Raw genomic sequence first — 25341 nt, 5'->3', positions numbered from 1 at the left:
GCTGTGGCTCGGACTGGGACTCGGGCTGGGGTGCGGGTGCAGGTGCGGGCAGTGCCAGGGCGGCCAGTGCAGGTGAAGGTGTGGTGGCAGCGGGGGCAGGTGCGGGAACGGCGGCGGGAACGCGCCTGGGGCAGGGTCCATTGCCCGATCCTCCGGCTGTCGCCGCCCTGTCGAGACCTGTCCCCGCCCAAACCCCACGGGGCGGTGAACGCGGCGAACCACCCGCCGCCCGGGCCGGAACGCCCGAGCGGCGACGGGGCGTCAGTTCGAGGCCGGCCCGTCGGCGCTGACCGGTCGGATCGCGTCGAGGCGGGCCAGCTCGCCGGCCGAGAGCCGCAGCGCGCCGGCCGCCACGTTCTCCGCGAGGTGCTCCGGATCGCCGGTCCCGGGGATCGCCAGCACCTGCGGCCCCTGCTGAAGGGTCCAGGCCAGCCGGACCTGGGCGACGGACGCCCCGTGTGCACGGGCGACGGCCCGCACCGCTTCGTGCTCGTCGGCGCCCCGGGCCGAATCGTGGCGGGCGCCGGCGATCGCGAAGAACGGGACGAAGGCGACGCCGAGTTCACCGCAGCGCCGCAGCAGCGCCCGGTCCTCGTCGGGCGCACCGACCCCGAAGGGGTTCTGCACGCAGACCACCGGGGCGACTGTCCGGGCCTCGGCCAGCTGCTCGGCCGTGACGTGGGAGACACCGAGGTGGCGGACGAGACCGGCCGCGCGCAGGTCGGCCAGCGCGGCGAAGTGCTCGCCGATCGAGCCCGTCCGGTTGCTCGGCGGCACCCGCAGGTTCACCACGTCCAGGTGGTCGCGGCCGAGTTGACGGAGGTTCTCCTCGACCTGCCCGCGCAACTGCTCCGGAGTGGCCCACCACCAGGCACCCGACGGGTCGCGGCCCGGCCCGACCTTGGTGCTGATGACCAGCTCGTCCGGGTAGGGCGCCAACGCCCGGTTGATCAACTCGTTCGCGGCCCGGGTCGCCGAGAAGTAGAACGCGGCGGTGTCGACATGGTTCACACCGAGCTCGACCGCCCGCCGCAGCACACCGATCGACCGGTCACGGTCACGCGGCACGCCACCGTGGAACGGTGCGGTGCCCGTCAGCCGCATCGCGCCGAAGCCGAGACGGTTGACGACCCGGTCGCCGAGACACCACGTGCCGGCGGCGGATGCGGCGTTCGTCCATGAGCTCATGACAGGGATCTCCCTTGGCAGTTGGGGAAGTGACGGGTGGCCGCCGGCGCGGTCGGCTGCTCGGCGCGGGCCGGCCCGGGGCATGAAAAAAGCCTCCTCGGCGGATCGGAATCCGGGCCGAGAAGGCTTGCGCGACGATCACCATTCTAGCAGGCGGGGACGGAGGACGGGCGGAGCCTGAGGGTCTGCACCTGCGTGTGCTCGCCCTCGGTTCCTGTTGGTCGGCGAGGTGCGTCCGGGCCGCACGAAGCGCCGTGCGGCGGCCCAGAACGCCCTCGGCCGTGCACCGGTGGAGCCCGGTCGCCACGGCGGCGGCCCATCTCGGCCCGGCGCTGCTCCTCGCCGGCCACCGGAACTGGCTGCTCGGAGCCGCAGCTCTGCCGACGGTGCTCGGCGTCCAGCGGGCGCGGGTGCCTGCCGGCGGGCGATCAGTTGCCCGCAACACGGGCGTGGGCCCGCAGGCCTGTCGGCGGCGATCAGCGGCCCACAGCGCCGCAGGCGTGCGCCCTGGCGCAGTCGGGCCGGGTCGGCTCTCTCGCCCGCCGGGGACGATCGCGGCAGCGCCCGGGCCGGGGCGAGAGCGTGATCGACAACGGTCGGCACCGACTCGGCCGGGCTGCGGCGAACCGGGAAGGGGGCGCAGCCGGCGGGGGAGGGGTGCACGGTGTTTCCGTTCGGCCGTCACGTCGGTTCAGCGGCTGTCGTGAGAGGCCAACGGCGCTGTAACGTCCGGGAGTTCGTCGCCGACCGGGTCGGCGGGGGCCGGGCGGCGTCCGGGGAGGGCGGCTGCGGTCGCGGCGACGGCGGCGACGGCGAGGACGGGCCAGCCGGTGCCGAGGACCAGGGCGAGTACGGCGGGGCAGCACACCAGGGCGGCCAGGCGGGGGAGTCCGTCCAGGATCCGGACGGCGGCGGCCGTGCAGGCCACGTAGACGGAGAGGAAGAGCGCGGTCGGCACCGCCACCAGCTGATCGGTCGTCAGGGTGCCCGAGCCGACCAGGGCGATCAGCGGGCCGCCGGTCAGTGCGGTGGTCGCCACGACCGCGTACGAGCCGCGTCGTCCCGGGGTGGGAGCGGGCGGGAGGAGGGCCTCGGCCAGTTCGGCGGCGCCCGTCAGGTAGGTGTTGGTGGCGGCGAGGGTGAGCACAAGTGCCGCGCCGACGGCGAGGATTCGGCCGCTGTCGCCGATCGCGGCGCGCATCAGGTCCGCCAGCGGGACGGCGCCGCCCGCGCCCGGGCCGAGCACTGCGACGGTGGCCGCTCCCAGGCCGAGGCAGAGCAGCGACGTCACCACGAAAGCGATCAGTACGACCAGGCGCAGCTGGCGGCGCGGGTCGCGCAGCCGGGTGGTCAGCGAGGCGGCGGCCTCCCAGCCGACGAAGGCGAACATCAGCGGCGGCGCGGCCCGCGCCACGCCCGCCCAGCCGTACGGCAGGAACGGCGTCCAGTTGGCGGCCCGGGAGGACGGTGCGGAACCGAGCACGGCGAACAGCACCAGGGCCATCAGGACGGCCACCAGCGCCATTTGGAGCTTCACGCCGGTGCGCACCCCCACCAGCCGGACCGCCAGGACCAGGGCCAGCAGCACCAGCGCCGCCGGCACCGCGGTCGACTCGCCGGTGCCGAGCGCCGCCGCCGCGTAACTGCCGCCGATCAGGCAGACCACCGGCGCGCCCGCCACCACGCCCGCCAGGAAGCACCAGGCGGCGGCCCGCCCGGCCCGCTCGCCGAGGCCGGCGGCGGTGTAGCCGGCCACGCCGCCGGTCGAACCGAGACGGGTGCCGAGCGCGCAGAACACGACGGCTATCAGCCCCGACAGCACCAGCAGGGCCAGCCACACCAGCAGCGAGGCGGGGCCGGCGGCGCGCGCCGCCAGCCCCGGGAGCAGCAACAGGCTCGGGCCCAGCAGGGCCCCGATGTACAGCGCGGCCGCGCCGGCCGTGGACAGCGGTGGACGACCTTCGACGATCTTCTCGGACATGCGGCGATTGTGGCCCCGAACGCGCGGCACGCGATGGCGAATTTCGCCGCGCGGAGCCCGCCGTGCGGCAGAATCCACCGCACCCGGGCGGTTTGCGCGGCAGGCGGTGCCATGGTGACGGTGCGTCAGCTCCTCGGCCCGACGAGCCGGCCCAACGCCCGTCACGGCAAGCACCGTTGCAGTGCGGGAACCCGCCTCTGCGGTCCGGGGCCTTCGTCCTGTGCGGGGCCAGGGTTCCAGCGGCGGTCAGGTGGTCGTCTGCCGCGCCGGCTCTGCCCTGCTGCGCACCCAAGCGGCGAAGTCCTCGATGCCGTCGATGAGTGCTTCGAAGCGGAAGGAGTGGAAGAGGTCGAACGCGTGGTGGCCGCCGGGGAGTTCGACGTAGACGACGGGGGAGGTGGAGGTGGAGCGCAGGGCGTTGACGAGGGCCCTGGGGTTGTCCGTCCCGACCAGTTCGTCCAGGTCGCCGTGGGCGATGAGGAAGGGGGGCGCGTCCGGGCGGGCGAGATTGACGGGGGAGGTGGCCGGGTTTCCGTCGAAGTACGTCCCGAGGTAGCCGTTGAGGGCGATGACCGCGGTCACGGAGGTGTCGGCTTCCTCGAACCCGGGCTGGTAGGCGGGGTCGTTGGGGGTGAGGGCGGCGAGTGCCGCCATGTGGGCGCCCGCGGAACTCCCCGAAGCGAACACCGCGGCCTCGGGGTGGGCGCCGTACTCGACGGCGTGCTCGCGGGCCCAGGCGATGACCTTCTTCGCGTCGATCAGGTGGTCCGGATGGGAGGAAGCGGGCCGCAGACGGTAGTTGGCGCTGATGCAGACCCAACCCTGGCTCGCGAGGCGGTGGAGCAGGGGGAGGGACTGGGTGTTCTTGCGGCCCTGGTCGTAGTGGCCGCCGTGGAAGTGGATCAGTACGGGTCCTCCTTCGGGGCGGGCGCGGTGGTGGTAGACGTCCAGGAGGTTGCGGCGGCCCGCGTCGCCGTACCTGAGATTGCCCACCCGCCGGACTTCGCGGCGCCGGCGAAAGACGGGCCTGAGCAGGATGCGGGCCAGCGGCGGCCGGCGGCGGGTGGCTGTTCCGGCCCCGAGCGCCTCGTCCAGGGCGCGTCCGACCACGGCTGCGGTGTGCGTTCCCCGCCGGGCGACGACCGCCAGTCCGGCGGCGGGGATCACCGCCAGTGCGACGACCACCCGGTCCGCCGTCGTCGCGATGTCACCCTCCGCGAAGGCCAGTGCCGTTGCCGCCGCCAATCCGTAGAGGGCGAGGAACGGCAGTTCGTTGAAGACCAGCCCCAGGCGGTAGCTGAACCAGAAGAGCAGGCTCGGCCCCCGGACGGGCACCAGACAGAACACCGTGATCACTGTGGCCAGTACGACCGTCGTCAGATAGCCCACGGCCATCCGAACCACCTCCCCGTTCGACACTCGACTTGAACTACCACATCTGTGGTACCACAGATGTGGTAGTTTTGGGTACGTGAATCAGGAAAGACGGGAACGCCTGGGCGACGCGGCCATCGGGGTACTGGCGGAGTCCGGCAGCCGGGGTCTGACCCACCGGGCCGTGGACGCCGCAGCGGGCGTGCCGCCGGGCACCACCAAGAACTACTTCCCGACCAGGGACGCCCTGCTGCGGGGGAGTACCGAGCGCATCGTCGAACTGCACGCCGCGATCCCTCGACCCGCGCCCGTCGACCGGGCGGGCCTGAACGACCTGCTGCGCACGCTCCTGGAACATGCCCGGGGGCCGGGCCGGGTGCGGGTGCTCGCCCTGCTGGAGCTCCATCGCGAGGCGACGCGGACGCCGTGGTTGGCGGCGCCGCTCGACGCCTTCACGGCCGCCGACTTCGCGTACTTCGAGGACGCCCAGCGCAGTGCGGGCCTGCCCGTGACCTCGCGGCGGGCCGCCGCCGTCACCCTGGCCCTGCACGCCGCGCTCCCCCACCTGGTGGCCGAGACCCCCGCGTCCCGCACGGCGGCGGGGCTCGACGACCTCGGCGCGTTCGTCGACGGCCTGCTGAACACGGTGTACGGGCCACCGCCCTCGGGCCGGGGGCGCGGTGAGGAGCACGAGGGCGGCAGCGAAGCGGGCGCGGCCACCCGGAAGGTGTCGCGCCCGTCGACCCGGGCACCCGGGAATCCGTAGCGCCCGGGAATCCGTAGCCTCTGCGGCCTGCTCGGACGGGGTCAGCCGAGGAGGTTCTTGTAGATGCGGCCGTCCTTGATGATCACGGCGAGGTTCTTGTCCGGGTCGTTCAGCACGGTGAGGTTCTGGGTGGGGTCGCTCTCGACGAGGAGGACGTCGGCCCAGGCGCCCTTGGTGATCTGGCCGAGCCGGGCCTCCTTGTAGGGGTCGCGTTCGCCGGAGAGCCGGAAGAGTTCGGCGTTGCCGGACGTGGCGATCGCCAGGGCCTCGGCGGGCGTGAAGTCGAAGTCGGTGGACAGCCGGGTGAGCATCTCGTTCTGCAGGCCGGCCTTCTCGGGTTCGAGCAGCAGGTCGGTGCCGAAGGCGATGTTCGCGCCCTGCTCGCGCGCCCACTGGAAGGAGTTCGCGACGCCTTCGCAGACCTGCGCGTTCTTCTTGGTGTTCTCCGGGTTGGTGTATTCGTGGTCGTCCTCGAGGAAGGGCTGGGTGCTGAGCCACACCCCGTTGTCCGCCATCATTTTGACGGTCTCGGGGCCGGCGACGAGGTGGCCGTGTTCGATCGACTTGATCCCGGCGGCGATCGCACGGCGGATGCCCTCGTCGTTGTAGACGTGCGCGGCCACGTACGTGCCCCAGTCCGTGGCGGCCTCGACCGCGGCCCTGAGTTCGTCCGGCGTGTACTGCAGGACGTCCAGCGGGTCGTAGGCGGAGGACACTCCGCCGCCCGCCATGACCTTGATCTGGGAGGCCCCCTTCTTCAGCTGCTCGCGCACGGCCGCGAGGACCTGGTCGCGGCCGTCGGCGACCCGCAGGAAGCCGATCTGCTCGGCGCGGGCATGCGCGCCGCAGGTGAAGGTGTTCGCGTTCTCGTAGACGTGGGAGAAGTCGCCGTGGCCGGAGGTCTGCGAAATGGCCGCCTGGCTGGGGTAGATGCGCGGGCCGGGGAACGTCCCCGCGTCCAGGACCTGCCGTAGCGAGGCCACGTCGCCGCCCATGTCCCGGACGGTGGTGAAGCCGCGCATGAGCATCCGCTCGGCCTCGGCGAGTGCGTTGTAGTAGCCCGTGCCGGTGGCGCCGGTGGTCAGGCCCGCCAGGGAGGTCCCGGTCGCGAAGAGGTGGACGTGCGCGTCGGTCAGGCCGGGCATGAGCACCCGCCCGCCGCCCTCGATGACGACGGTCCCCTCCGGAGGGTTCTCCACGCCGATCGCGGCGATCCTGCGGTCCTGGACGAGCACCGACGTCGGCTCCGTCAGGACGGTCGGCCGGGTCGGCCGGCTCGGCCCGGAGTGCACCGCGTCGAAGACCCGCACGTTCTTGATCAGGATCGGCACGGGGGGTTGCTGCTGGGTCACGGTCTTTCCTCTCGCGGCGGGACAGGACGGGCCGACGAGAGACCCGGCGGCCCGGCGGTCCCGGGTCGGCGCCTGGCGTGTTCACGCAGGCGTGGGGAATCAGGGCGCAGCTGCCGGAACTGCGTCGGTGCTCCCAGCCCGGCTGGGTCGTCGGCGCTCCGGCTCGTCCGGCTGCACGCTAACCCCGGGATCGTGATGAAACGTCATAAATCGGACATGGAATCATCCGATATCGTGAACTTTTCCGCCGCCTCACCTCCGGCGGGATCGGCTGCACGGCGTCCGACCGGCAGGAGGCGGCAGCAGCCCCGATCGCCCCGGCCCCGGTCGCCCGCGACCACAGGCCGCATCGGAACGACTCGTCCAGGGAGCACGGCATGCCGAGCCAGCAGTACGACCGCATCGACCGCGCCATCCTGGAACACCTGCAGCGGCACGGCCGCACCGCCAACGTCGACCTCGCCGAGGCCGTCCGGCTCTCGCCGTCCTCCGCGCTGCGCCGTACCAAGGCGTTGGAGGCGGACGGGGTGATCGCCGGATATCGGGCCGAACTCGACCGGGAGCGCGTCGGGTTGGGGCTGACGGTGTTCGTCTCGTTGCGGGTCGAGCAGCACTCCCGGGAGACGTCGCGGCAGATCGAGCAGCGGCTGACCGAGATTCCCGCGGTGGTGGCCTGTCATGTGGTCTCCGGCGAGGCCGACTTCCTGGTGGAGATCGCGGTGCCGGACCTCGCCACCTACGAACTGGTGCTGCTGGACGAGATCCTGGCGATCGGTCCGGTCCGGGACGCCCGGTCCACGTTCGCGATCCGCACCATCCGCTCCCGGGGCCCGCTCCCGCTCGACCGCTGGCCGGCCGCGCGCGGACGCTGAGCGGGGGAGGGGAGGGAGGGGAGGGAGGGGAGTTGAGTAGGGGGCGGTGCCCGTAAGTGGCGCCCGCCGGGCGGTTGATGATGAACCTTCACATTGCGGGCCGAGTCGGCTACCGGACGGTAACGCAATCTTCACGGCGAAGTATCTACCCGCATAGACCCTGGGCTGCCACGCTGTCCCGGCACCGCTCTCCCCGCCCCGCCGCCGAGTCCAGGAGCCCCACGTCGTGACGAACCGTTTCCTCCGCCGTTTCGCCACCCTCGCCGCCACCGCGGCCCTCGCCGCCGGAGCCGTCACCGTCGGCACCGGCACCGCCGAAGCCGCGCTGCCCACCCCGGTCTCCGCCGCCACCGCCCGCAGCTACCTGGCCCAACTCACCGTCAAGGCCGAGGACCGCACCGGCTACAGCCGCAGCCTCTTCCCCACCTGGATCACCATCTCGGGCACCTGCGACACCCGGGAGACCGTCCTCAAGCGCGACGGCTCCAACGTCGTCACCGACGCGAGCTGCGCCGCCACCTCCGGCACCTGGGTCTCCCCGTACGACGGCGTCACCATAACCGCCGCCTCCGGCCTGGACATCGACCACGTCGTCCCGCTCGCCGAGGCCTGGGACTCCGGCGCCTCCGCCTGGACCACCGACCAGCGCAAGGCCTTCGCCAACGACGTCACCCGCCCCCAGCTGGTCGCCGTCAGCGCCAGCACCAACCGCTCCAAGGGCGACAAGGACCCGGCCGAGTGGCTGCCGCCGGTCGTCGGCTACCGCTGCACCTACGTCCGCGCCTGGGTGCAGGTGAAGTACTACTACAACCTGTCCGTCGACGCCGCCGAGAAGACCGCCCTGACCAACGTCCTGGCCGGCTGCTGACGCCACCCCGGTTCAGGCCGGCGGCGGGTCGATCAGGCGGTAGCCGTCCGTCAGCATGCCGGCGCGCTTGATCGACCGCAGCTGCGGCACCACCTCGACGTGCTGGACCCCGGTCAGCGCGCCGATCCGCTCGGTCAGGTAGCGGTAGAGCCCGTCGTTGTCGCGGCACAGCACGATCGCCAGCAGGTTCGCCGAGCCGGTGATCGCCGCGGCGAACGGCACCTCCGGGTGGCCGCCCACCGCCGCTCCCACGGCGGCGAGTTGGGCCGGCGCGACGGTGATCAGCAGGGCGGCGCGGCTCTCCATGCCGAGCAGCCGCGGGTCGATCTCGACGTCGAAGTAGCAGGCGCCGCGCTCGCGCAGCTGCTCCAGCCGGCGGCGCGCGGTGGACTCGGAGAGCCCGGCGGCGCGGGCGAGTTCGGGGAAGCCCGCGCGGCCGTCGCTCCCCAGCACGGTGAGCATGGCCTGCTCGGCGGCGTCCAGCCGGACCACCGGCCCGTCGGTTCGCACCGGCGGGCCCGCCAGCGCGACCGCCTGCGCCTCGGTCAGCCGGCCGGGGCCCACCCAGCCCTGCGGGCCGCCGGTGAACGACCGCAGGACGCTGTGCGCGGTGATCGAGGTGACCCGGCGGGTGCGCGGCAGCCGGCGCAGCAGCAGCTCGTCGTGGTCCTCCCGGGTGCGGGCCTTGGTGATGCACTGCACCTCGGTGCCGCCGGAGTTGAGCGTGACCCAGGAGATGTCCGGGCGCCGGGCCAGCGCGTCGGCCACCGCGAGCGCGGCGTCCGGCAGGCACTGCAGGCGCAGCCAGGACTCGGCCAGGCCCACCCGCGGGCCGGCCGGCAGCCCGATCACCCGGATCAGCCCGTCGCCGCGCAGCCGCCGGTAGCGGCGGATCACCGTCTGGTCGGAGACCGCCAGCAGCTCGGCGAGGCGGCTGAACGGCACCCGGCCGTCGATCATCAGCGCCTGCACCAGCGCCCGGTCCAGCCCGTCCAGCTCCACCGCCTGCCTGCTCTGTCTGCCCTGCCCGCTCTGCCCGCTCTGCATGGTTTCCATCATGCCAGGGCGCGGTCCTGTCGGAATCCGCCGCCGGGACGCCGCTGGTGCCGCTTTTCGCCGCTCCCGCAGCGATCCTCATCCGGAAAGACAATCGGATTCTGGAGTACAACATGCGCAAGTGGCTTCCGCTGACAGCGGTGAGCCTGGGCACGTTCATGCTGCTGGTGGACGTGACCATCGTGACCGTGGCGCTGCCCGACATGGCGGGTGCCCTGCACACCGGGTTCACCGACCTGCAATGGGTGCTGGACATCTACGCGCTGGCCCTGGCCGCGCTGCTGCTGGGGGCCGGTGCGGTCGCGGACCGGTTCGGGCGGCGCCGGATCTACGTGGGCGGACTGGTGCTGTTCGCCGCCGCCTCGCTGGCCTGCGGGCTGGCCGCGAACGGCGGGCAGCTGATCCTGTTCCGCGGTGTCCAGGGCATCGGCGGCGCGGCGATGTTCGCCACCACCATGGCCCTGCTCAACACCTCCTACCAGGGGCGGGACCGCGGCATCGCGTTCGGCGTCTGGGGTGCGGTGAGCGGCGCCGCGGCAGCCGCCGGCCCGGTCGTCGGCGGGCTGCTCACCGAGCACCTGGGCTGGCGGTGGATCTTCTTCATCAACCTGCCGATCAGCGTGCTGGCCGTGCTGGTGACGGTGCGCGCCCTGCGCGAGTCCCGCGACCCGCAGGCCAAGGGGATCGACCTGCCGGGCCTGGTGACCTTCACGGTGGCCGCCGGCGCGCTGACCTTCGCCCTGATCCGCGGCGCGGCCGAGGGCTGGGGATCGGCCCCCACGCTGGGCCTGTTCGCGCTCGGCGCGGTCGCCCTGCTGGGCTTCGTGGCCGTCCAACTGCGCAGCAGCAAACCGATGTTCGACCTGTCGCTGCTGCGCAACCCGGGCTTCACCGGGGTGCTGGCCGGCGCGCTGCTGCTCTCCGCCGCCGCGTTCTCCTACCTGGTCTACACCTCGGTCTGGCTCCAGTCGGTGCGCGGCCTCGGCCCGGTGGCGGCCGGCCTGGCGCTGGTGCCGATGAGCGTGGTCGCCTTCGTGGTGTCGGCCGTGGTCGGCCGGCGGCTGCACACCGCCTCGCCGCGGCTCACCGTCGGCTTCGGCCTGCTGCTGGTCGGCAGCGGCGCGCTGCTGCTGATGCTGATCGGGCCCGGATCCAGCTGGCCGGTGCTGCTGCCCGGCCTCGCGGTCACCGGCGCCGGGGTCGGCCTGGCCACGCCCGCGATGGCGGCGGCGGCGATGGCGGCCGTGCCGCAGCGCCGCAGCGGCATGGCCGGCGGCGCGCTGAACACCGCACGGCAGCTCGGCAACGCGCTGGGCATAGCCGTGCTCGGCGCGGTCTTCCAGTCCGGCCTCGAACACCGCCTGCGCGACGGAGCGCTGCCGGACGCCAAGGGCGTCGCGGACGCGCTCGCCGGCGGACAGGCGGACCTGGTGATCGGCAGCGCCGCGCCCGACCGGCAGGCCGACCTGGCGGAGCTGGTGCACCAGGCGTTCGCGGACGGACTGCGGGACTCGTTCCTGGTGTCGGGCGTGCTCGGCCTGCTCGGCGCGGCGCTGGTCTTCACCATGGTCGGACGCCGCCGCAGCGCGGCTGCCGCCCCGGAGGCCGAGCCGGTCCGGGAGCCCGTGTCCGCATAGGCTCGGGGCCGTGATCACCGTCTCCGCGATCCTCGGGCAGCTCGACCACTGTGCCGACCGGGCGGACTTCCCCGACCTGGACAACGGCTACTACTACCCCGTCGACACCCGCGCCCAGCTGTACGGAGACGGCCGACGCTGGGCGCTGGTGGTCGAGCTGCTCGGGTACGGCCCGCGCAGCCGGAGCCTGGCCGACGTGATCCACCGGTACGGCAACTGCCTGGACGGCGAGCCGGGGACGCTGGAATTCCTCGACCGGGTGGAGAACATGGCGCAGCTCGACCCCGACGGCGAGGAGTGCCACCCCGGCGGCGCCGTGCCGGTGGTGGTGCGGGGCACCGCGCTGCCGGTGGACACGGCGGCGGGCACCCCGCTGCAGGACGTCTTCCGGCAACTGGTGCCCACGCACCGGGAGTTGCTGCTCGCGGACGAGGCCGAACTGCGGGCCGGCCTGCCCGCCGACCTGCCGCTGCTGCTGCGGCTGGACGAGTGGAACCAGCCCGAGGACCTCTGTGACACGCGGCCGGGCGCGCACGAGACCTTCCGGCTGTTCGCCGAGGTGCTGGACAGCGCCGACCCGTCCCGCTACCGGCCCACCCTGCCGCCCAACACCCACTGGTCGCACTGGCCGGAGGCCGGAAGCCTGTAGCCGGGCGGGGCCCGACCGCCCTTGGCGAGGTCATGGTGAAAACTTGACGAACAGTCAACCCGGGCTCTGGACAAGCCATTACCCGTCGGTAAGTCTCAGGTGATGTGACCGAACCCACCGCCGCCACCGCGCCCACCGCCCGCCCCGCGCGCCGCCAGGTCATTCAGGCCGCCGCCCTCACCGCCGGGGCGCTCGCCCTGCCGCTCACCGCCACCGCCGGCAGCGCGGCCGCCGCCGACGCGGCCCAGTTCCTGCACGGCGTCGCCTCCGGCGACCCGCTCCCCGACGGCATCCTGCTGTGGACCCGGGTCACCCCCGGCGCCGACGCCGCGCCCGGCTCCGGCCTCGGGCCCGACACCGCCGTCCAGTGGCAGCTCGCCACCGACCGCGCCTTCACCACCGTCGTCGCCGGCGGAACCGTCACCACCACCGCCGCCACCGACCACACCGTCAAGGCCGACGTCCGCGGCCTGCGCCCCGACACCGCCTACTGGTACCGGTTCCTGGCCGGCGACGCCGTCTCGCCCGTCGGCCGCACCCGCACCGCTCCCGCCGCCGACGCCGCCGTCGACCGGCTGCGCCTGGGCGTCGCGTCCTGCGCCAACTGGGAGGCCGGCTACTTCGCCGCCTACCGCCACCTGGCCGCCCGCGGCGACCTGGACGCCTTCCTGTTCCTCGGCGACTACATCTACGAGTACGCCTCCGGCGCGTACGGCACCCGCGGCACCGTGGTGCGCCCGCACGCCCCCGCCAACGAGATCATCACGCTCGCCGACTACCGCACCCGGCACGGCCGTTACAAGACCGACCGCGACTTGCAGGCGCTGCACGCCGCCGTCCCCACCATCGCGATCTGGGACGACCACGAGTTCGCCAACGACGCCTGGTCGGGCGGCGCCGAGAACCACACCCCCGGCGCCGAGGGCGACTGGAGCGATCGGGTCGCCGCCGCCAAGCAGGCCTACTTCGAGTGGATGCCGGTCCGCCCGTCCATCTCCGGCACCACCTACCGACGGCTGCGCTACGGCAAGCTCGCCGACCTGCACCTGCTCGACCTGCGCTCGTTCCGCTCCCAGCAGGCCGGCATCGGCAACGGCGACGTCGACTCCGCCGACCGCACCATCACCGGCCGGGCCCAACTCGACTGGCTGAAGGCCGGACTGGCCGCCTCCGACACCACCTGGCGGCTGGTCGGCAACGAGGTGATGATCTCGCCCGTCGCGTTCCTGGCGCTGCCGGACTACCTGCTGCGCCCGCTCGCCCAACTGCTCGGCCTGCCCGGTGAAGGACTGGCCGTCAACACCGACCAGTGGGACGGCTACACCCACGACCGGCGCGAACTGCTCGGCCACCTGAAGGACCACCGCATCACCAACACGGTCTTCCTCACCGGCGACATCCACTCCGCCTGGGCCTGCGACGTCCCGTTCGAGGCCGCCACCTACCCGGCGTCCGGCAGCGCCGCCACCGAGTTCGTGGTCACCTCGGTCAGCTCCGACAACATCGACGACATCCTCAAGGTCGCGCCGCAGACGCTCTCCCTGGTGGCCGCCGCCGCGATCCAGTCCGCCAACCGGCACGTCAAGTGGACCGACCTGGACTCGCACGGCTACGGCGTCCTCGACCTCACCACCGAGTGGGCGCAGATGGACTACTACATCCTCTCCGACCGCACCAAGCCCGACGCCACCACCAAGTGGACCCGCTCCTACCGCACCCGCAGCGGCACCCAGCAGATCGAACGCGTCAACGCCCCGGTGAACTGACCGGCGCGTGCGGGCGGGGGCCCGGCGATCCGCCCGGCCCCCGACCCTGCGCCGACGGGTGGTCGGCGGTGGGTGGTCAGTCAGCATTGGTCAGTCAGCAGTGGGTGGTCAGCAGTGGGTGGTCAGCGGCGGGTGGCGCGGTTGAAGAGGCGGCGCGACCAGGCGTAGCCGGCCAGGCCGATGCCCGCGCACCAGGCGAGCGACACCCAGCCGCTGGGGCCGATCGCCGTCCCCGACAGCAGCCCGCGCAGGGTCTCCGTCACCGGGGTGAAGGGCTGGTACTCGGCGAACAGGCGCAGCCCCGGCGCCATCGAGCCGGCCGGTACGAACGCCGAGCCCAGGAACGGCAGGAACTGGATCAGCAGCGGCTTGTTGGAGGCCGACTCGACGGTCTTCGAGATCAGCCCGAGCGCCACCGAGAGCCAGGTCACGGCGACCGCGACCGCGAGCAGCAGCCCGAACGCCGCCAGCCACTCCGGCGCGCCCGCGCGCGGCCGGAAACCGACCGCGACGGCCACCGCGACCACCAGCACCAGGCCGACCATGGTCTGGATCACGCTGCCGATCACATGCCCGGTCATGAACGAGGACCGGGCGATGTTCATGGTGCGGAAGCGGTTGACGATGCCGCCGGTCAGGTCGGAGCAGATCGCGACCGAGGTGGACATCGAGCCGCCGGCCACGCCCATCACCAGGATGCCGGGCGTCAGGTAGGCGAGGTAGGCGTCCCGCCCGCCGCCGAGACCGCCGAGACCGCCGAGACCGCCGAGACCGCCGACGCCGCCGCCGGGGCTGCCGGGACCGCCGAGTCCGGCGCCGATCGAGCTGCCGAAGACGTAGACGAACAGCAGCAGCATCAGGATCGGCGTCATCGCCTGGGCGAGCGTCAACGCCGGGTAGCGGACGGCGTGTTTGAGGTTGCGGCGCAGCATGGTCAGCGAGTCGTGCGCGGCGAGGGCGAGGGTGCTGCTCATCGCGGGGTCTCCTCGGCGGCGAAGGGGCGGAGTGCGGTATCGGAGCCGGAGCCGGAGCCGGTCAGGGCGAAGAAGACGTCGTCGAGGTCGGGGGTGTGCACGGAGAAGTCGGCGGCGGGGACGCCGGCCGCGTCCAGCCGGGCGATCACGCCGCGCAGGGCGTCCAGTCCGGCGCCGCCGGCGATGCGCAGGGCGAGGTCCTCCTCGTCGCGGCTCGCCTCCGGGAAGGCGGTGCAGGCGCGCGCGTACCCTTGCGGATCGGTGAGGCGCAGGCGGACGTGACTGCCGGGGATGCGGGCCTTCAGCTCGTCGGGGGTGCCCTCGGCGACGATCCGGCCGCCGTCCAGGACGGCGATCCGGTCGGCCAGTTGGTCGGCCTCCTCCAGGTACTGGGTGGTCAGGAACACGGTGGTGCCGCGGGCGACCAGGTCGCGCACGATGTCCCACATGGTGCGGCGGCTGCGCGGGTCGAGGCCGGTGGTGGGCTCGTCCAGGAAGATCACCTGCGGGTCGCCGACCAGCGTCATGGCCAGGTCGAGCCGGCGGCGCATCCCGCCGGAGAAGGTCGCGGTGCGCCGGCCGGCCGCCTCCGCGATGTCGAAGCGCGCCAGTAACTCCCGTACCCGGGCGCGTCCTCGGCTGCGTGGCAGGTGCAGCAGGTCGGCCATCAGGCGGAGGTTCTCCTCGGCCGTGAGCAGGTCGTCCAGGGCGGCGAACTGTCCGGTGACGCCGATCGCCGACCGGACCCCGTCCGGGTCGGTGGCGAGGTCGTGGCCGGCGATCTGCGCCCGGCCGCCGTCGGCGCCCGCCAGGGTGGAGAGGATCTCCACCGTGGTGGTCTTGCCCGCGCCGTTCGGCCCGAGCAGGGCGAACACCGTCCCGGCGGGGATGGTGAGGTCGATGCCGTCGAGGACGGTCCTGGTCCCGTACGACTTGCGCAGGCCGATCGCGGTGACGGCCGGGCCGTCGGGCGCCTTCCTGGATGCGGGCATGACAAGTGAAGGCATGTGCCCTCCCGATGAGTGGCGTGAAGGTGAACGTGAAAGGGGGTACGTGGAGCGGGAGTTCGGGCGTACGTCAGGCGCGGGCGCGGCGGATGTCGATGTTGCCGTAGCGGCTGCGGGCCCGGACCTCGACGGTCTCCTCGTGCTGCTCCGGGGCGTCCGCCCCGGTCAGCGAGTTGCGGACCTGGCCGCGCTGCGCGCTGACGTCCAGCCAGGCCGCGGTGCCGGAGCGGACACCGATCTCGATCCCGCCGAAACCGGTCTCCAACTGCACACTGCCGCGCGCGACTTCACCCACCAGCAGAGCGCCGCGGGCGGTGCCTGCGCGCAGCGAGGCCGCAGCCCGCTCGACGGTGATGTCGCCGTTGGCGCCGCTCACCCGAAGGTCGTCGGCGGCGACGGCGACGGTGGTGCTGCCGTACGAGTTCTTCACCACCGCCGGGCCGTCCAGCAGCCCCACCCGGACGCTGCCCGAGCTGGTGCTGATCTCCGCCCGGCCCCGCACCCGGTCGACGGTGATCGACCCGTGGGCGGCCGTCAGGTGCACCGGCCCGGCGCTGCCCAGGCGAATGTCGCCGGACGCGGTCTTCACCTGCACCTCGCCGAGCGGGCCCTCGCCGAGCACCTGCATCCAGGCGCCGCCGGCCTCCAGCCGCGAGCCGGCCGGCAGTTCCACCGACACGTCCACCGTGCCGGTGCGCCCCAGCAGGTGGCGCTGCCTGGGGGTGCGGACGGTCAGCACGCCGCCCGCGAACTCGATCTCGGTCTGCTCGGCGGCGCGCACATCCACCTCCCGCAGCGGGTCGCGCGGCCGGGCCCGGACCACGGTGTCGGCGCGGTCGGTCGCGATGACGTGCACCGAGCCCGCGGACACCTGGGCGTTCAGCGCGATCGGCTCGGGAGTGTCGAAAGAAGGCATGGCGGTACCGTCCTCATGGGTCGTCAGAGGCGTCGGGGTTCGGTCGGCGGAGCGCGGCCGTCGGGGTTCGGTCGGCGGAGTGCGGCCGTCGGGGCTCGGCCGCCGGGTCCGGTCGGCCGACGGCGGGGTGGTAAGGGTGGTCCGGCTCAGCGGACCCAGCCGGTGTAGCTCTGGCCGAAGGTCTGCGAGCGCTCCACCGGCCCGGGCGGACGGGCCCCGCCCTCGACGGCGGACGCCACCGCTCGCACCAGCCAGGCGTTGACCGACAGCCCTTCGCGGGCGGCAGCCTCCTCGGCGCGGGCCTTCAACTGGGCCGGCAGCCGCAGGTTGATCCGGGCCGTCCCGCCGTCGTCCTCCGCGGCGGGCGGATCGGCGGGTGCGGGGCCTGCGCCCGGCACGGGGCCTGCGCCCGCCGCGAGGGCGGGCGCGATCGGGGCGGGCGGCGCGGTGACCACGAAGTCCGGGTCCAGGCCGCGCAGCCGTACGTCGACCGAGCCCGGGGCGAGCTCGCGGGTGACCTCGGCCATCGCGGCGGACAGCACATGGAGCATGGTCAGCCGGGTCGCCGACTCCAGCGGGGCCGTCAGCCGCTCGGCCAACTCGCGGGCGTCCGGCCCGCCGGCCTCGGCGGCCACGGCCAACTCGCGCCGGAGGTTGTCGACATACGGAGTGAGGTCCATGGCCCCATGGTGGCACCAAAGTGATGCCACATCAAGTCCCCTGTGACGTCAGGGCGTTGTGGCGGCCGAGGGATCCCTGTCGACCTGCGGAAACGGCTTGGCGGTGGCGGTCGGCGGCATGGGCCGGGGCGAGACTGGTGATGCCGAGCGGTGCCAGATGGTGCCACTCGGTGCCACGAGTGCGACCGTCGATGCCGACGCCTCCGGGCCTGAACGACCCTGAGGCATCGTCAGGGCGACTCCCCGACCGGCGGGTAGCATCCCGGAAGGAACCGTCGACGGGGGAGGACCACCGCCATGACCGAGGAACGTCGCCCCCACTGGTGGCAGCGTCGAACCGCCGCCGAGCCGGTGCCCGCGGAAGGTCCGGGCGCCGCGTTCGACGTGGCGTGGCGCGGCTACGACCGGCAGCAGGTCGATGCACACCTCGCGCTGCCGCCCGATCAGCGGCCGCGACCTGCCGGGTTCGACATCGTGCGGAGGGGCTACGAACGCACCCAGGTCGACCGGGTGTTGAGAGAGCAGGAGTGAACCCGGCGACACCTCGCCTTCCCGCGCAGTCACCCCGGCGATCGGCACCCGGGGCGCCGCTGCGCGCCGAGATCGACCGTGACGACCCGCAGCGACCAGGCCGACGCGACGTGACGAGGTCTGGGTCGGCTGTCGGCTGAGCCACGACCGGCCGGCCCGCCGAGCCGCCCGCCGGCGCCCGGCCGCCCGGCGGTGAGCAGCGCGGGTGAGCAGCGCAGTTCGGCTCCCGGATCTCCAACGGCGCGCACCACAACGGCACTTGCACCGTCGCGGACGTCCCGGCGGACGGCACCTTCAGCTGCGGCCCCGACAGGACCAGCGGCCGCCGGACCATCTGACCGCCGCTCGCCTCCGGCACCCCGCTGGCGCCGCCCGATCGGCTGACCGGCCCTGGCCCCCGGCGCTGGGCACTTGCGCCCGGATCTCCACGCTCAGCGGGTTGCGGTACGAGCTGCCGGGCCGCGGAACGTCATCCGGGAGGCACCGGCCCACGGAGAGGTCTCCGTCGGGACGACCTGCCCGGTCCCGGCATAGTTCTGCGAGAGGCGCGGCAGCGCGTCCTGGTGGGAGTCGGCTGCGTGGGCCGGGGCAGCGCCGGTGAAAGTCCCAACGGCAAGGACGACCGCGGCGGCGATCGACTGCACTCGGCGGGCGAGGTGGTGGAACTTCATCGTGCGTATTCCCTTTCGAACGACCCTGCGGGATTGGTGGCACCGTGCAAGCACGCCTTTCGTCCGGCCGGAAGCCGGTGGCGGACACGGTGGTTCGGGTACCCGCACGATGATGGCGGTGCGACGACGCCGCGATCGAAGCGAGAACGCCCCTACTGGGCCGATCGAGTGGTACGTACTACCGCGTCCCGGCGTGCGCCCGTCCGCAGTGCGCTGCTACGCGCGCTGTGCGCGCGGCGAGCCGAGGTCCGGGCAGGAGTCCGGAGTGGCCCGGCCGGCGAACACGTCCTGACCGGTGCTCAGGCGGCCCGTTCAGGGGCGGGACTTCCCGGCGTCGAGGTGGGCGAGGAGCAGGTTGGGGTCGGTGCCGGTGCTGTAGGCGGCGCTGGCGATGTAGGCGGTGCGGCCGCGGACGGCGACGGAGGTCGGGTTCTGGAGGCCGTTCGCCGCGGTGAGGACGGTGGAGTGGGTGCCGTCGGGGTCGACCAGGAGGACTTGACCGGGGCCTTCGACGAGAGCGGCGAGGAGCTGGTCGCCCCGGCCGGTGAAGTCGAAGTCGTCGACGGGGCCCAGGCCGGTGGCCCGGGTCTCGACCGCGCCGGGCCGGCCGTTCCGGCCGATGGGGACGCGCAGGACGGTGCCGTGGGAGGTGTTGGTGACCCAGACCGCGTCCCCGTGCAGCTTCAGGCCGTTGGCGCCGAGGTCGTCCGCGGTCGGCCCGAGCTCCGGGGCGGTGGCCCAGCGGGTGGCGGCGCCGCCGGTGGTCGGGACGGTCCAGATCGTGCTGAGGTTCGAGTCGGCGATGTAGAGGGTGCCGGTACGCCCGTCCAGCGCCATGCCGTTGGGGATGCTGTCCGCCGGGAGGGCGGCGATGTGCTCGGGAGCGCTGCTGCCGGGGGCCAGCCGCCAGACGCCGGTCAGGTCCGCACTGCCCGCGACGTACAGGACGTACAGGGTGCCGTCCTGGCCGCGGGCGATGCCGGTGGCGATCGGCTGGCCGAAGACCGGGGTGTTGACGCCGCCGTCGGGCGGGGTCGGGAGCGTGGCCAGAACGCGGGTCCGCCCGTCGAGGGTGACGTGTGCGATCTGGTGGCTGACCGAGAAGGTGATGTCGGCCGAGCCGTCGGGCTCCAACGCGATGTTCTCCGCGGTCTGACCGGCCGTCACATCGAAGTGCGCGACGAGGTGGGCACGATCGAGACGGGTTGCGGCGGCACCGGTCGCGGCGGCGGCCGGGCCGACCAGCGCCGTCGCGAGCCCGATGGTGGTTGCCGCGATTCCGGCGGCGACCGCCGACCTGGACGTGATCTTCATGGACAATGCCCTTTCCCCCGAACGAAGTTGTGCCACGACCGCCGGACGGGGCGCCGCCTCCCGGATGCCGATGGCACACGACGAGGCGCGGACGGCCCGGACCCCGGGGCTACCTGGGCTCCCCGGACAGCCCGGACAGCCCGGAACAGCTCCGGCCGGTGACCGGGCAGCTCCGGCGTGAATCCATGGAATCGTCCGGCGGTCGGTCGGGGCGAGTGATTCGAGGAGGTTCGAAAGGCGCAGGTCCGAGGGTCGGTGGGTCGAGGCCGAGGGCGACGGCCGGGAAGTCAGACCCGCCGCATCCGGTAGACGCAGGTCCGGTAGGGCATCTCGACGCTGTCGCGACCGGCCAGGGCCGGGTCGGTGGCGGCCAGCTCGCCGATCTCCCGGTCCAGGCGGGCCTGCTCGGCGGCGTCGGCGGTCAGGTACGAGGAGCGGGACCGCACCAGGTCGATCAGCCGGTCCGTCGGGACGGTCACGGTGTGCTCGGTCAGACCGCGTTCGGGTTCGGTGAACCAGGGCGTCACCGGCCCGTACTGCCAGGCACTCTCCAGGCCGTACCCCTCGTGGCCGACGACGGCGGACAGCGCGGACACCCACGGGGTCCGGTCGTCACGGATGTTCCACAGCGCGGCGAAGACGCCGTCCCTGCGCAGCACCCGGTGAATCTGCGGCAGGGCGTCCTGCGGAGTGAACCAGTGGTAGGCCTGCCCGACCACGACGGCGTCGACGGACCCGTCCGGCAGCGGGATGTCCTCGGCGCTGCCGGCGAGCACCTGCACGCCGGAGTACCGCTCGGCGGCCACGGCGCGCATCCGCTCGTCGGGTTCCACTGCGATCACCTCGTGGCCGGCGGCGTGCAGAGCGCCGGCCAACAGCCCGGTGCCGGCCCCCAGATCCAGCACGCGCACCGGCCCGGCGCCGACGGCCCAGGCGACCGCCCGCGCCGGGTAGGTGGGCCGGACCGCGTCGTACAGGCGGGCCGCGGAACCGAAGGACTGCGCAGAGGTCGACATACTCGTGAACCTATCCCGACTCGGGCCGGCGGCAGCCCCGAACGTGCCGGACGGACCGTCACACCGTGGCGCGGACGAGGTGCGGCTTCGGGCGCGGGACCCGCGGCGGGCGGCCGCAGGCGGCCACTCCGGCATCCCGGGGCAGGTGACCGCCGATCGGCCCGCAGAGCGAGGTCACGAGGCGCCCGGCTCGCAGGCCGCCACCACCCCGAGCACACCGGGCCGGATCACGTCAGCTCGTCCAACAGCCGCTGCTCCTCCGCAGCGGTGAGCCCCTCGTCGTCGGCGGCCGGCCCGCCGCGGGCGGTGTCCCAGGCGAGCGTGTCGGCAATGGTCTCGGCGAGCGGACGGTGTGTCAGGCCGGCGGCCAGGGCGCGCGAGATGTCCACCCGGTTGATCGCAACGCACTCGGGGGCGCCGATCCACAGCGGAACGCCCATCCACGGGGCGACGCCGGCCTTCAGCAGCTTCTCGGTGCTGACCCAGACCGGCGTCGCCCCGGGGTTCACCAGGGCCTGGCAGGCGGCGAAGAACTCGCCGAACGGCAGGGTGCGGCCGGTGACGTGGTGGACGCCGCCGCGCTGCGCCGCGACGCACCCCAGGATCCAGGCGGCGACATCGCGGACGTCGATGAACTGGGCGGCGTCGGCCGGGTCGCCCGGCAGCAGTACCCGGCCGCCCCGCCGGAAGCGCCGCGGCCAGTAGGGGAAGCGGTCGGTCGGGTCGTGCGGCCCGACGATCAGGCCGGGGCGGACGATGCTGGCGCGCTCGCCGTAGGCGTCGAGCACGATCTGCTCGCAGGCGGCCTTGCGTGCGCCGTAGAGCTGATGCGGCGCCAGGCCGTCGCCGAGGACGAGCAGTTCGCCGTCCTCGTTCTGCACGGTGGCCTGGTCGGCGAGGACCGACAGGGAGGAGACGAAGACGTACCGGCCCACGCGTTCGCCCAGGGCCCGGACCGAACGGCGGACCACCTCGGGCTCGTAGCCCGCGACATCGACCACGGCGTCCCAGCGGCCCTCGCCGAGCGCGGACAGGTCGGTGGTGCGGTCGCCGACGACGGTCTCGACCCCGGGGAAGAGCTCGGGCGCGGTCCGGCCGCGGTTGAACAGCGTCACCTGGTGCCCCTCGGCCAGTGCGGCCTCGACAAGGGTGCGACCCACGAAACGCGTGCCGCCCAGCACGAGCAGGCTCAGCGGGCGGTGGGTGATGCTCTGCATGGTTGACGAACTCCGGAGTTGTGAAGCGGCCCGGACCGCCGGCGGCAGAAGCCGGCTCAGTCGGCGACCCGGTCGGGGACGTGACGGAACTCGCTCCCGGCAACCATGAACCTCACCCTCCCGGTGACGCGTCGACATGGCACTGCTCTGACGCAGGCGAACCCAGCAGAGAGCGATCACGGCCGTGCGGCACCCGCAGAAACCGGGATCACGACCCGAGAGCCGAGTGCTGGGCGGGCTGCGCGAGGGCGCGCAGGCGGGCGTCCTGATGGGACGTGAGCTGCTGGATCACCAGGATGGCGAGCACGGCCGCAGCCAGGCCGGGCACCAGGTTGTAGGGCGAGTAGCCGGTGGACTTCACCCCGAGCACGGGGAGCAGAGCGGCGCCGAGCGTCATGGCCAGCCAGGCGGCCCACCAGGCGTTGATCAGCCAGGGGCTGCTGGTGGGCGCGGACACACGACGGATGTCGAGGGCGATCCGGCGCGGGATCCACCACATCACCACGGGGACGAACCAGGCGCCGACGGCCCAGCCGGCAGAGTCCTGCAGGCCCTCCGGGGCGAGGTGGTCGGCGTTGAGCCGGCAGCGGCGGAACCAGAGCAGGAACACGACGATCGGGGCGACGAACAGCACCAGCGTGAGCGGCGCGGACAGCCGGAACAGCGTGGATCGCGTCCCGCCGGCCGCGCCGAGGACCAGGTTCCAGACCGTCTGAACACCGATCAGCACCTGTGCGGCCAGGGCCAGACGCCGGAATCCGGCGAGCCGCCCGTCGTCGGGCAGGCCCTGCGGGCGCGGCTGGTCGTACGTGGATTCGGGATGCACTGCGGGCCCCTACCGGAAAGCGACTGCGGTGCTGATCACGCGCAGAGATGGCCTGAAGAATAGAGGTAGCGTTCGAATTGTCAAAAGCGATTACGGGTGTTCAACAACACCGGATGCCCGCTTCGGCCCTGCTGAAGTCCCCCACCGCGAAGGCTTTCGCCGGGATCGTGAAGGACATCGTCCCCGCGAGGCCCCGGCCCCACCCGAGTTCGACGTCCTCTGCTGCGGCCGGTTCTTCCCGAGTGTCGAGGGGCGAGCGTCGACGTCGCACGCGCCGGAGAGGCTGATCCTCGGCGTCGCCCGCGCCGGCTCGTTGACGGACCGTCAAGCGGCGGCCCGGGAACACGCCGTCCGGCGGGCCGAGTTCGGCGTAGGTTCGAGGGCAGTGGTCCGAAACGGAGGGGTGGTCGGGAAATGGTGGAGCCGCATCCGCTGCTGGGGTACTTCCTGGAAGCGGCCGAGGGCAGGTTTCCGCCCGTGGACGGCGGGGTGACGGTGGTGCCGGAGCTCGGGCGCGGGCTGGCGGGGGCGGTGGCGTTCACCGGGCACGCGGTGGTGGCGACGGCGCGGCCGGCGGCCGAGGTGCGGGCGCAGGGGCCGGACGGGTTCGGGGAGTCGATGGGGCCGGACTTCCTGCGCTACCTGGCGGGGCCCGGCGGGTGGATCGGCTGTCTGGACGTGACACTGGTCGCCCGCGGCAGCGGCGGCCCCGCGCAGTTGAGCCCGCTCGACGGGGCGGACGGGCACCCGCGGGTCCGGCACGCCCGCGAGCTGCGCACCGCCGTCGGCGTGTACGGGGACGCGCGCGGGCTGGTGACGATCGCCCAAGGCCTCGCCGGGCGGCGGGAGTTGAGCGTCGAACTGCACCTCCCGGACGGGCCCGTGCCAGGTCGCGGACGCTCACTGATCGCCGATGCGCTGAGCCTCGTCCCGGGCGGCGAGCCGGTGTTCGCCGCCGTCTCGCCCGGCAACGCGCGCTCCCTGCGCGCCTTCCTCGCCTGCGGGTTCACCCCGATCGGCAGCGAAGTCCTGCTGCGCCCGCAGCGCCCCGACCCGAGGTAGGCCCCCCTCGTCCGGCCCCTGCCGGCCTCGCGCCGCCAGCGCCGGGTGGAGGCGGCGAACTGCTGGGCAGGGCCGTATGTCGGGTACGGGGGCGGCGCCGGTGCCGCGACGGGGCCGACGCCCGGCACGGCGAGAGGGTTTTGCGGGCCGGGCGGTGTCGAGGCGATGGCGACTGCCGGCGAGGCTGCGACCGCGTCGGCCGCGGCGACGGTGACGGACAGGCGGGCGGCCAGCGAGGCGACCACCGCCTCGGCTTCGGCGACTGCGGCGGCGGCCGCCAGTTCGGCCTCGGCTGCCGCGAGCGCGTCGGCCGCGACGGCGGCGTCGGCGGCGAGCGCCGCGTCCGCCGCGCGGGTGGCGACGTCCGAGCCGCCCAGCGTGAAGAAGGTCAGGACGACGCCGGCCGTGGTGATGATTCCGGCTCCGCCGTCGCCAGGCCGATCAGCGAGTTGCGGCAGTCGTCGACGGCGTCCGCGTACTGGTTGCAGATCGCCTGCATCTGCCGGCAGACGGCGGAGGTGTTCTCCAGCAGCGGCAGCGACGGGGACACGTCCGTCCCGCCGTGTGGACGGGCCGCGTACACCGTCGCCGTGTAGTGACGGAAGGCGTCGAACGCCCCCTGTCCTGACACTGCTTCACGACAGCCGCCGCGTGTCGGCCCGCGTTGACCTGCGCGTCGCCGACCAGGGAGAAAATGACCGGACGGTGCGCGCCGAGGCCGAGCCGACGGCACCGCCGGGGGGCGAGCGCGCCGGTGCTGCGCCGACTGATCCGCTGAGCCCCGGCAGACACCGGGAGAAGGGGAAGATAGTCGTCTACCACTTCCTTTGGCTGCCGTTCGGTGGGCGGTGAGGCCACAGCCGCACTATGCCGTCGTAGCTGCCGCTGGCGAGCAGGCGTCCGTCGGGGGAGAACACCACCGAGTAGATGCGGCTGGTGTGGTCGGTCAGGCGTTCTCCGTGCAGTTGGCCGGTGGCCGGGTCCCACAGCCGCACCGCACCGTCATCGCCGCCGGTGGCGAGCAGGCGCCCGTTGGGGGAGAACACCACCGAGTGGACAGAGCCGGTGTGGGCGGCGAGCGGGTAGCCGTGGGGTTGGTCGCTGGTTAGGTCCCACAGCCGCACCTTGTTGTCGTAGCTGCCGCTGGCGAGCAGGCGCCCGTCCGGGGAGAACGCCACCGAGTAGACGGCGCCGGTGTGGCCGGCGAACTGGTAGCCGTGGGGTTGGCCGGTGGCCGGGTCCCACAGCCGCACCGCGCCGTCGTGGCCGGCGGTGGCGAGCAGGTGCCCGTCCGGGGAGAACGCCACCGAGTAGACGGGGCCTGTGTGGCCTGTGAGTGGGCGGCCGTGGGGTTGGCCGGTGGCCGGGTTCCACAGCCGCACCGCGCGGTCATCGCCGGCGGTGGCGAGCAGGTGCCCGTCCGGGGAGAACACCACCGACCGGACGGCAGCGGTGTGGCCCGTGAGCGCGCGGCCGTGGGGTTGGCCGGTGGCCGGGTTCCACAGCCGCACCGCGCCGTCGTGGCCGGCGGTGGCGAGCAGGTGCCCGTCCGGGGAGAACACCACCGACCGGACGGCAGCGGTGTGGCCCGTGAGCGCGCGGCCGTGGGGTTGGCCGG

Annotated in this window: 22 protein-coding genes and 1 pseudogene; 8 read left to right on the top strand and 15 right to left on the bottom strand. The window is 73.5% G+C overall.

Translation table 11 applies throughout. The features are described from left to right. Positions 1-261: 261 nt before the first annotated feature. The 3 genes from ACIQF6_RS17515 to ACIQF6_RS17505 all read right to left on the bottom strand — a co-directional run bounded on the left by ACIQF6_RS17515 (position 262) and on the right by ACIQF6_RS17505 (position 4564). Positions 262-1188 (bottom strand): aldo/keto reductase, encoded by a 927-nt coding sequence (locus tag ACIQF6_RS17515; RefSeq protein ID WP_400895628.1) that lies wholly within the window; start codon positions 1186-1188, stop codon positions 262-264. A 691-nt stretch (positions 1189-1879) separates the two neighbouring features. Then, positions 1880-3169, bottom strand: coding sequence for an APC family permease (locus ACIQF6_RS17510; RefSeq protein WP_400895626.1), 1290 nt, complete (start codon positions 3167-3169; stop codon positions 1880-1882). A gap of 246 nt (positions 3170-3415) precedes the next feature. Beyond that, positions 3416-4564 (bottom strand): alpha/beta hydrolase, encoded by a 1149-nt coding sequence (locus ACIQF6_RS17505; protein ID WP_400895624.1) that lies wholly within the window; start codon positions 4562-4564, stop codon positions 3416-3418. A 76-nt stretch (positions 4565-4640) separates the two neighbouring features. Here ACIQF6_RS17505 and ACIQF6_RS17500 point away from each other — a divergent pair. Beyond that, positions 4641-5201: pseudogene (locus ACIQF6_RS17500) on the top strand (TetR/AcrR family transcriptional regulator); the annotation flags it as partial. A gap of 149 nt (positions 5202-5350) precedes the next feature. On the opposite strand, the gene ACIQF6_RS17495 reads toward ACIQF6_RS17500, so the two are convergent. Next, positions 5351-6661, bottom strand: coding sequence for an amidohydrolase family protein (locus ACIQF6_RS17495; RefSeq protein WP_400895621.1), 1311 nt, complete (start codon positions 6659-6661; stop codon positions 5351-5353). A 377-nt stretch (positions 6662-7038) separates the two neighbouring features. On the opposite strand from ACIQF6_RS17495, the gene ACIQF6_RS17490 reads away from it, so the two are divergent. Then, complete coding sequence (locus tag ACIQF6_RS17490; protein ID WP_043912098.1) at positions 7039-7533, top strand: Lrp/AsnC family transcriptional regulator; 495 nt, start codon at positions 7039-7041, stop codon at positions 7531-7533. A gap of 226 nt (positions 7534-7759) precedes the next feature. Beyond that, positions 7760-8401, top strand: coding sequence for an HNH endonuclease family protein (locus ACIQF6_RS17485; RefSeq protein WP_400895617.1), 642 nt, complete (start codon positions 7760-7762; stop codon positions 8399-8401). A gap of 12 nt (positions 8402-8413) precedes the next feature. Here the strand turns inward: ACIQF6_RS17485 and ACIQF6_RS17480 are convergent, their stop codons facing one another. Beyond that, positions 8414-9460 carry an Lrp/AsnC family transcriptional regulator gene (locus ACIQF6_RS17480; RefSeq protein WP_400895615.1) on the bottom strand — a complete coding sequence of 349 codons (1047 nt, stop codon included), beginning with the start codon at positions 9458-9460 and terminating at the stop codon, positions 8414-8416. Positions 9461-9570: 110 nt separating this feature from the next. On the opposite strand from ACIQF6_RS17480, the gene ACIQF6_RS17475 reads away from it, so the two are divergent. The 3 genes from ACIQF6_RS17475 (at position 9571) to ACIQF6_RS17465 (ending at position 13509) form a co-directional block, all read left to right on the top strand. Continuing rightward, positions 9571-11094 carry an MFS transporter gene (locus ACIQF6_RS17475; protein WP_400895612.1) on the top strand — a complete coding sequence of 508 codons (1524 nt, stop codon included), beginning with the start codon at positions 9571-9573 and terminating at the stop codon, positions 11092-11094. 10 nt (positions 11095-11104) lie between these two features. Continuing rightward, positions 11105-11743, top strand: a complete 639-nt coding sequence (locus tag ACIQF6_RS17470) for a DUF7003 family protein (protein WP_400895610.1) — start codon at positions 11105-11107, stop codon at positions 11741-11743. Positions 11744-11847: 104 nt separating this feature from the next. Beyond that, a complete protein-coding gene (locus ACIQF6_RS17465) occupies positions 11848-13509 on the top strand; it encodes an alkaline phosphatase D family protein (protein WP_400895608.1) in 1662 nt (553 codons plus the stop codon). A gap of 122 nt (positions 13510-13631) precedes the next feature. Here ACIQF6_RS17465 and ACIQF6_RS17460 read toward each other — a convergent pair whose 3' ends face one another. The 4 genes from ACIQF6_RS17460 to ACIQF6_RS17445 all read right to left on the bottom strand — a co-directional run bounded on the left by ACIQF6_RS17460 (position 13632) and on the right by ACIQF6_RS17445 (position 17086). Beyond that, positions 13632-14483, bottom strand: a complete 852-nt coding sequence (locus ACIQF6_RS17460) for an ABC transporter permease (RefSeq protein ID WP_400895605.1) — start codon at positions 14481-14483, stop codon at positions 13632-13634. After that, positions 14480-15475, bottom strand: coding sequence for an ATP-binding cassette domain-containing protein (locus ACIQF6_RS17455; RefSeq protein WP_400895602.1), 996 nt, complete (start codon positions 15473-15475; stop codon positions 14480-14482). The genes ACIQF6_RS17460 and ACIQF6_RS17455 overlap by 4 nt, the downstream gene beginning before the upstream one ends. 85 nt (positions 15476-15560) lie before the next feature. Beyond that, a complete protein-coding gene (locus ACIQF6_RS17450; protein ID WP_400895600.1) occupies positions 15561-16406 on the bottom strand; it encodes a DUF4097 family beta strand repeat-containing protein in 846 nt (281 codons plus the stop codon). A gap of 146 nt (positions 16407-16552) precedes the next feature. Next, positions 16553-17086 (bottom strand): toxin-antitoxin system HicB family antitoxin, encoded by a 534-nt coding sequence (locus ACIQF6_RS17445; protein WP_400895598.1) that lies wholly within the window; start codon positions 17084-17086, stop codon positions 16553-16555. Positions 17087-17383: 297 nt separating this feature from the next. On the opposite strand from ACIQF6_RS17445, the gene ACIQF6_RS17440 reads away from it, so the two are divergent. Next, a complete protein-coding gene (locus tag ACIQF6_RS17440) occupies positions 17384-17617 on the top strand; it encodes a hypothetical protein (protein ID WP_400895596.1) in 234 nt (77 codons plus the stop codon). A gap of 983 nt (positions 17618-18600) precedes the next feature. On the opposite strand, the gene ACIQF6_RS17435 is transcribed toward ACIQF6_RS17440, so the two are convergent. The 4 genes from ACIQF6_RS17435 to ACIQF6_RS17420 form a co-directional block, all read right to left on the bottom strand. Further along, on the bottom strand, positions 18601-19602 hold the full coding sequence (locus tag ACIQF6_RS17435; protein ID WP_400895593.1) for a hypothetical protein: 1002 nt from the start codon (positions 19600-19602) through the stop codon (positions 18601-18603). Positions 19603-19889: 287 nt separating this feature from the next. Further along, positions 19890-20618, bottom strand: coding sequence for a class I SAM-dependent methyltransferase (locus ACIQF6_RS17430; protein ID WP_400895591.1), 729 nt, complete (start codon positions 20616-20618; stop codon positions 19890-19892). Between the two features lie 227 nt (positions 20619-20845). Next, a complete protein-coding gene (locus tag ACIQF6_RS17425) occupies positions 20846-21835 on the bottom strand; it encodes an NAD-dependent epimerase/dehydratase family protein (protein WP_400895589.1) in 990 nt (329 codons plus the stop codon). A 208-nt stretch (positions 21836-22043) separates the two neighbouring features. Then, complete coding sequence (locus tag ACIQF6_RS17420; protein ID WP_400895587.1) at positions 22044-22661, bottom strand: DUF4328 domain-containing protein; 618 nt, start codon at positions 22659-22661, stop codon at positions 22044-22046. Positions 22662-23075: 414 nt separating this feature from the next. Here ACIQF6_RS17420 and ACIQF6_RS17415 point away from each other — a divergent pair, with 414 nt between their 5' ends. After that, on the top strand, positions 23076-23723 hold the full coding sequence (locus tag ACIQF6_RS17415; protein ID WP_400895585.1) for a hypothetical protein: 648 nt from the start codon (positions 23076-23078) through the stop codon (positions 23721-23723). Positions 23724-24111: 388 nt separating this feature from the next. Here the strand turns inward: ACIQF6_RS17415 and ACIQF6_RS17410 are convergent, their stop codons facing one another. Both ACIQF6_RS17410 and ACIQF6_RS17405 read right to left on the bottom strand, forming a co-directional pair. Next, positions 24112-24354: a hypothetical protein gene (locus ACIQF6_RS17410; RefSeq protein ID WP_400895583.1), complete on the bottom strand. Its 243-nt coding sequence runs from the start codon at positions 24352-24354 to the stop codon at positions 24112-24114. 184 nt (positions 24355-24538) lie between these two features. After that, a partial coding sequence (locus ACIQF6_RS17405) for a WD40 repeat domain-containing protein (RefSeq protein ID WP_400895580.1) occupies positions 24539-25341 on the bottom strand: 803 nt, incomplete at its 5' end.

It is taken from the genome of Kitasatospora sp. NPDC092948 (assembly GCF_044754805.1).
In the GTDB taxonomy this organism is placed as follows: Bacteria; Actinomycetota; Actinomycetes; order Streptomycetales; family Streptomycetaceae; genus Kitasatospora.
Note: the sequence above shows the minus strand (reverse complement) of the source record. Positions and strands in the feature narration are given on the sequence as shown.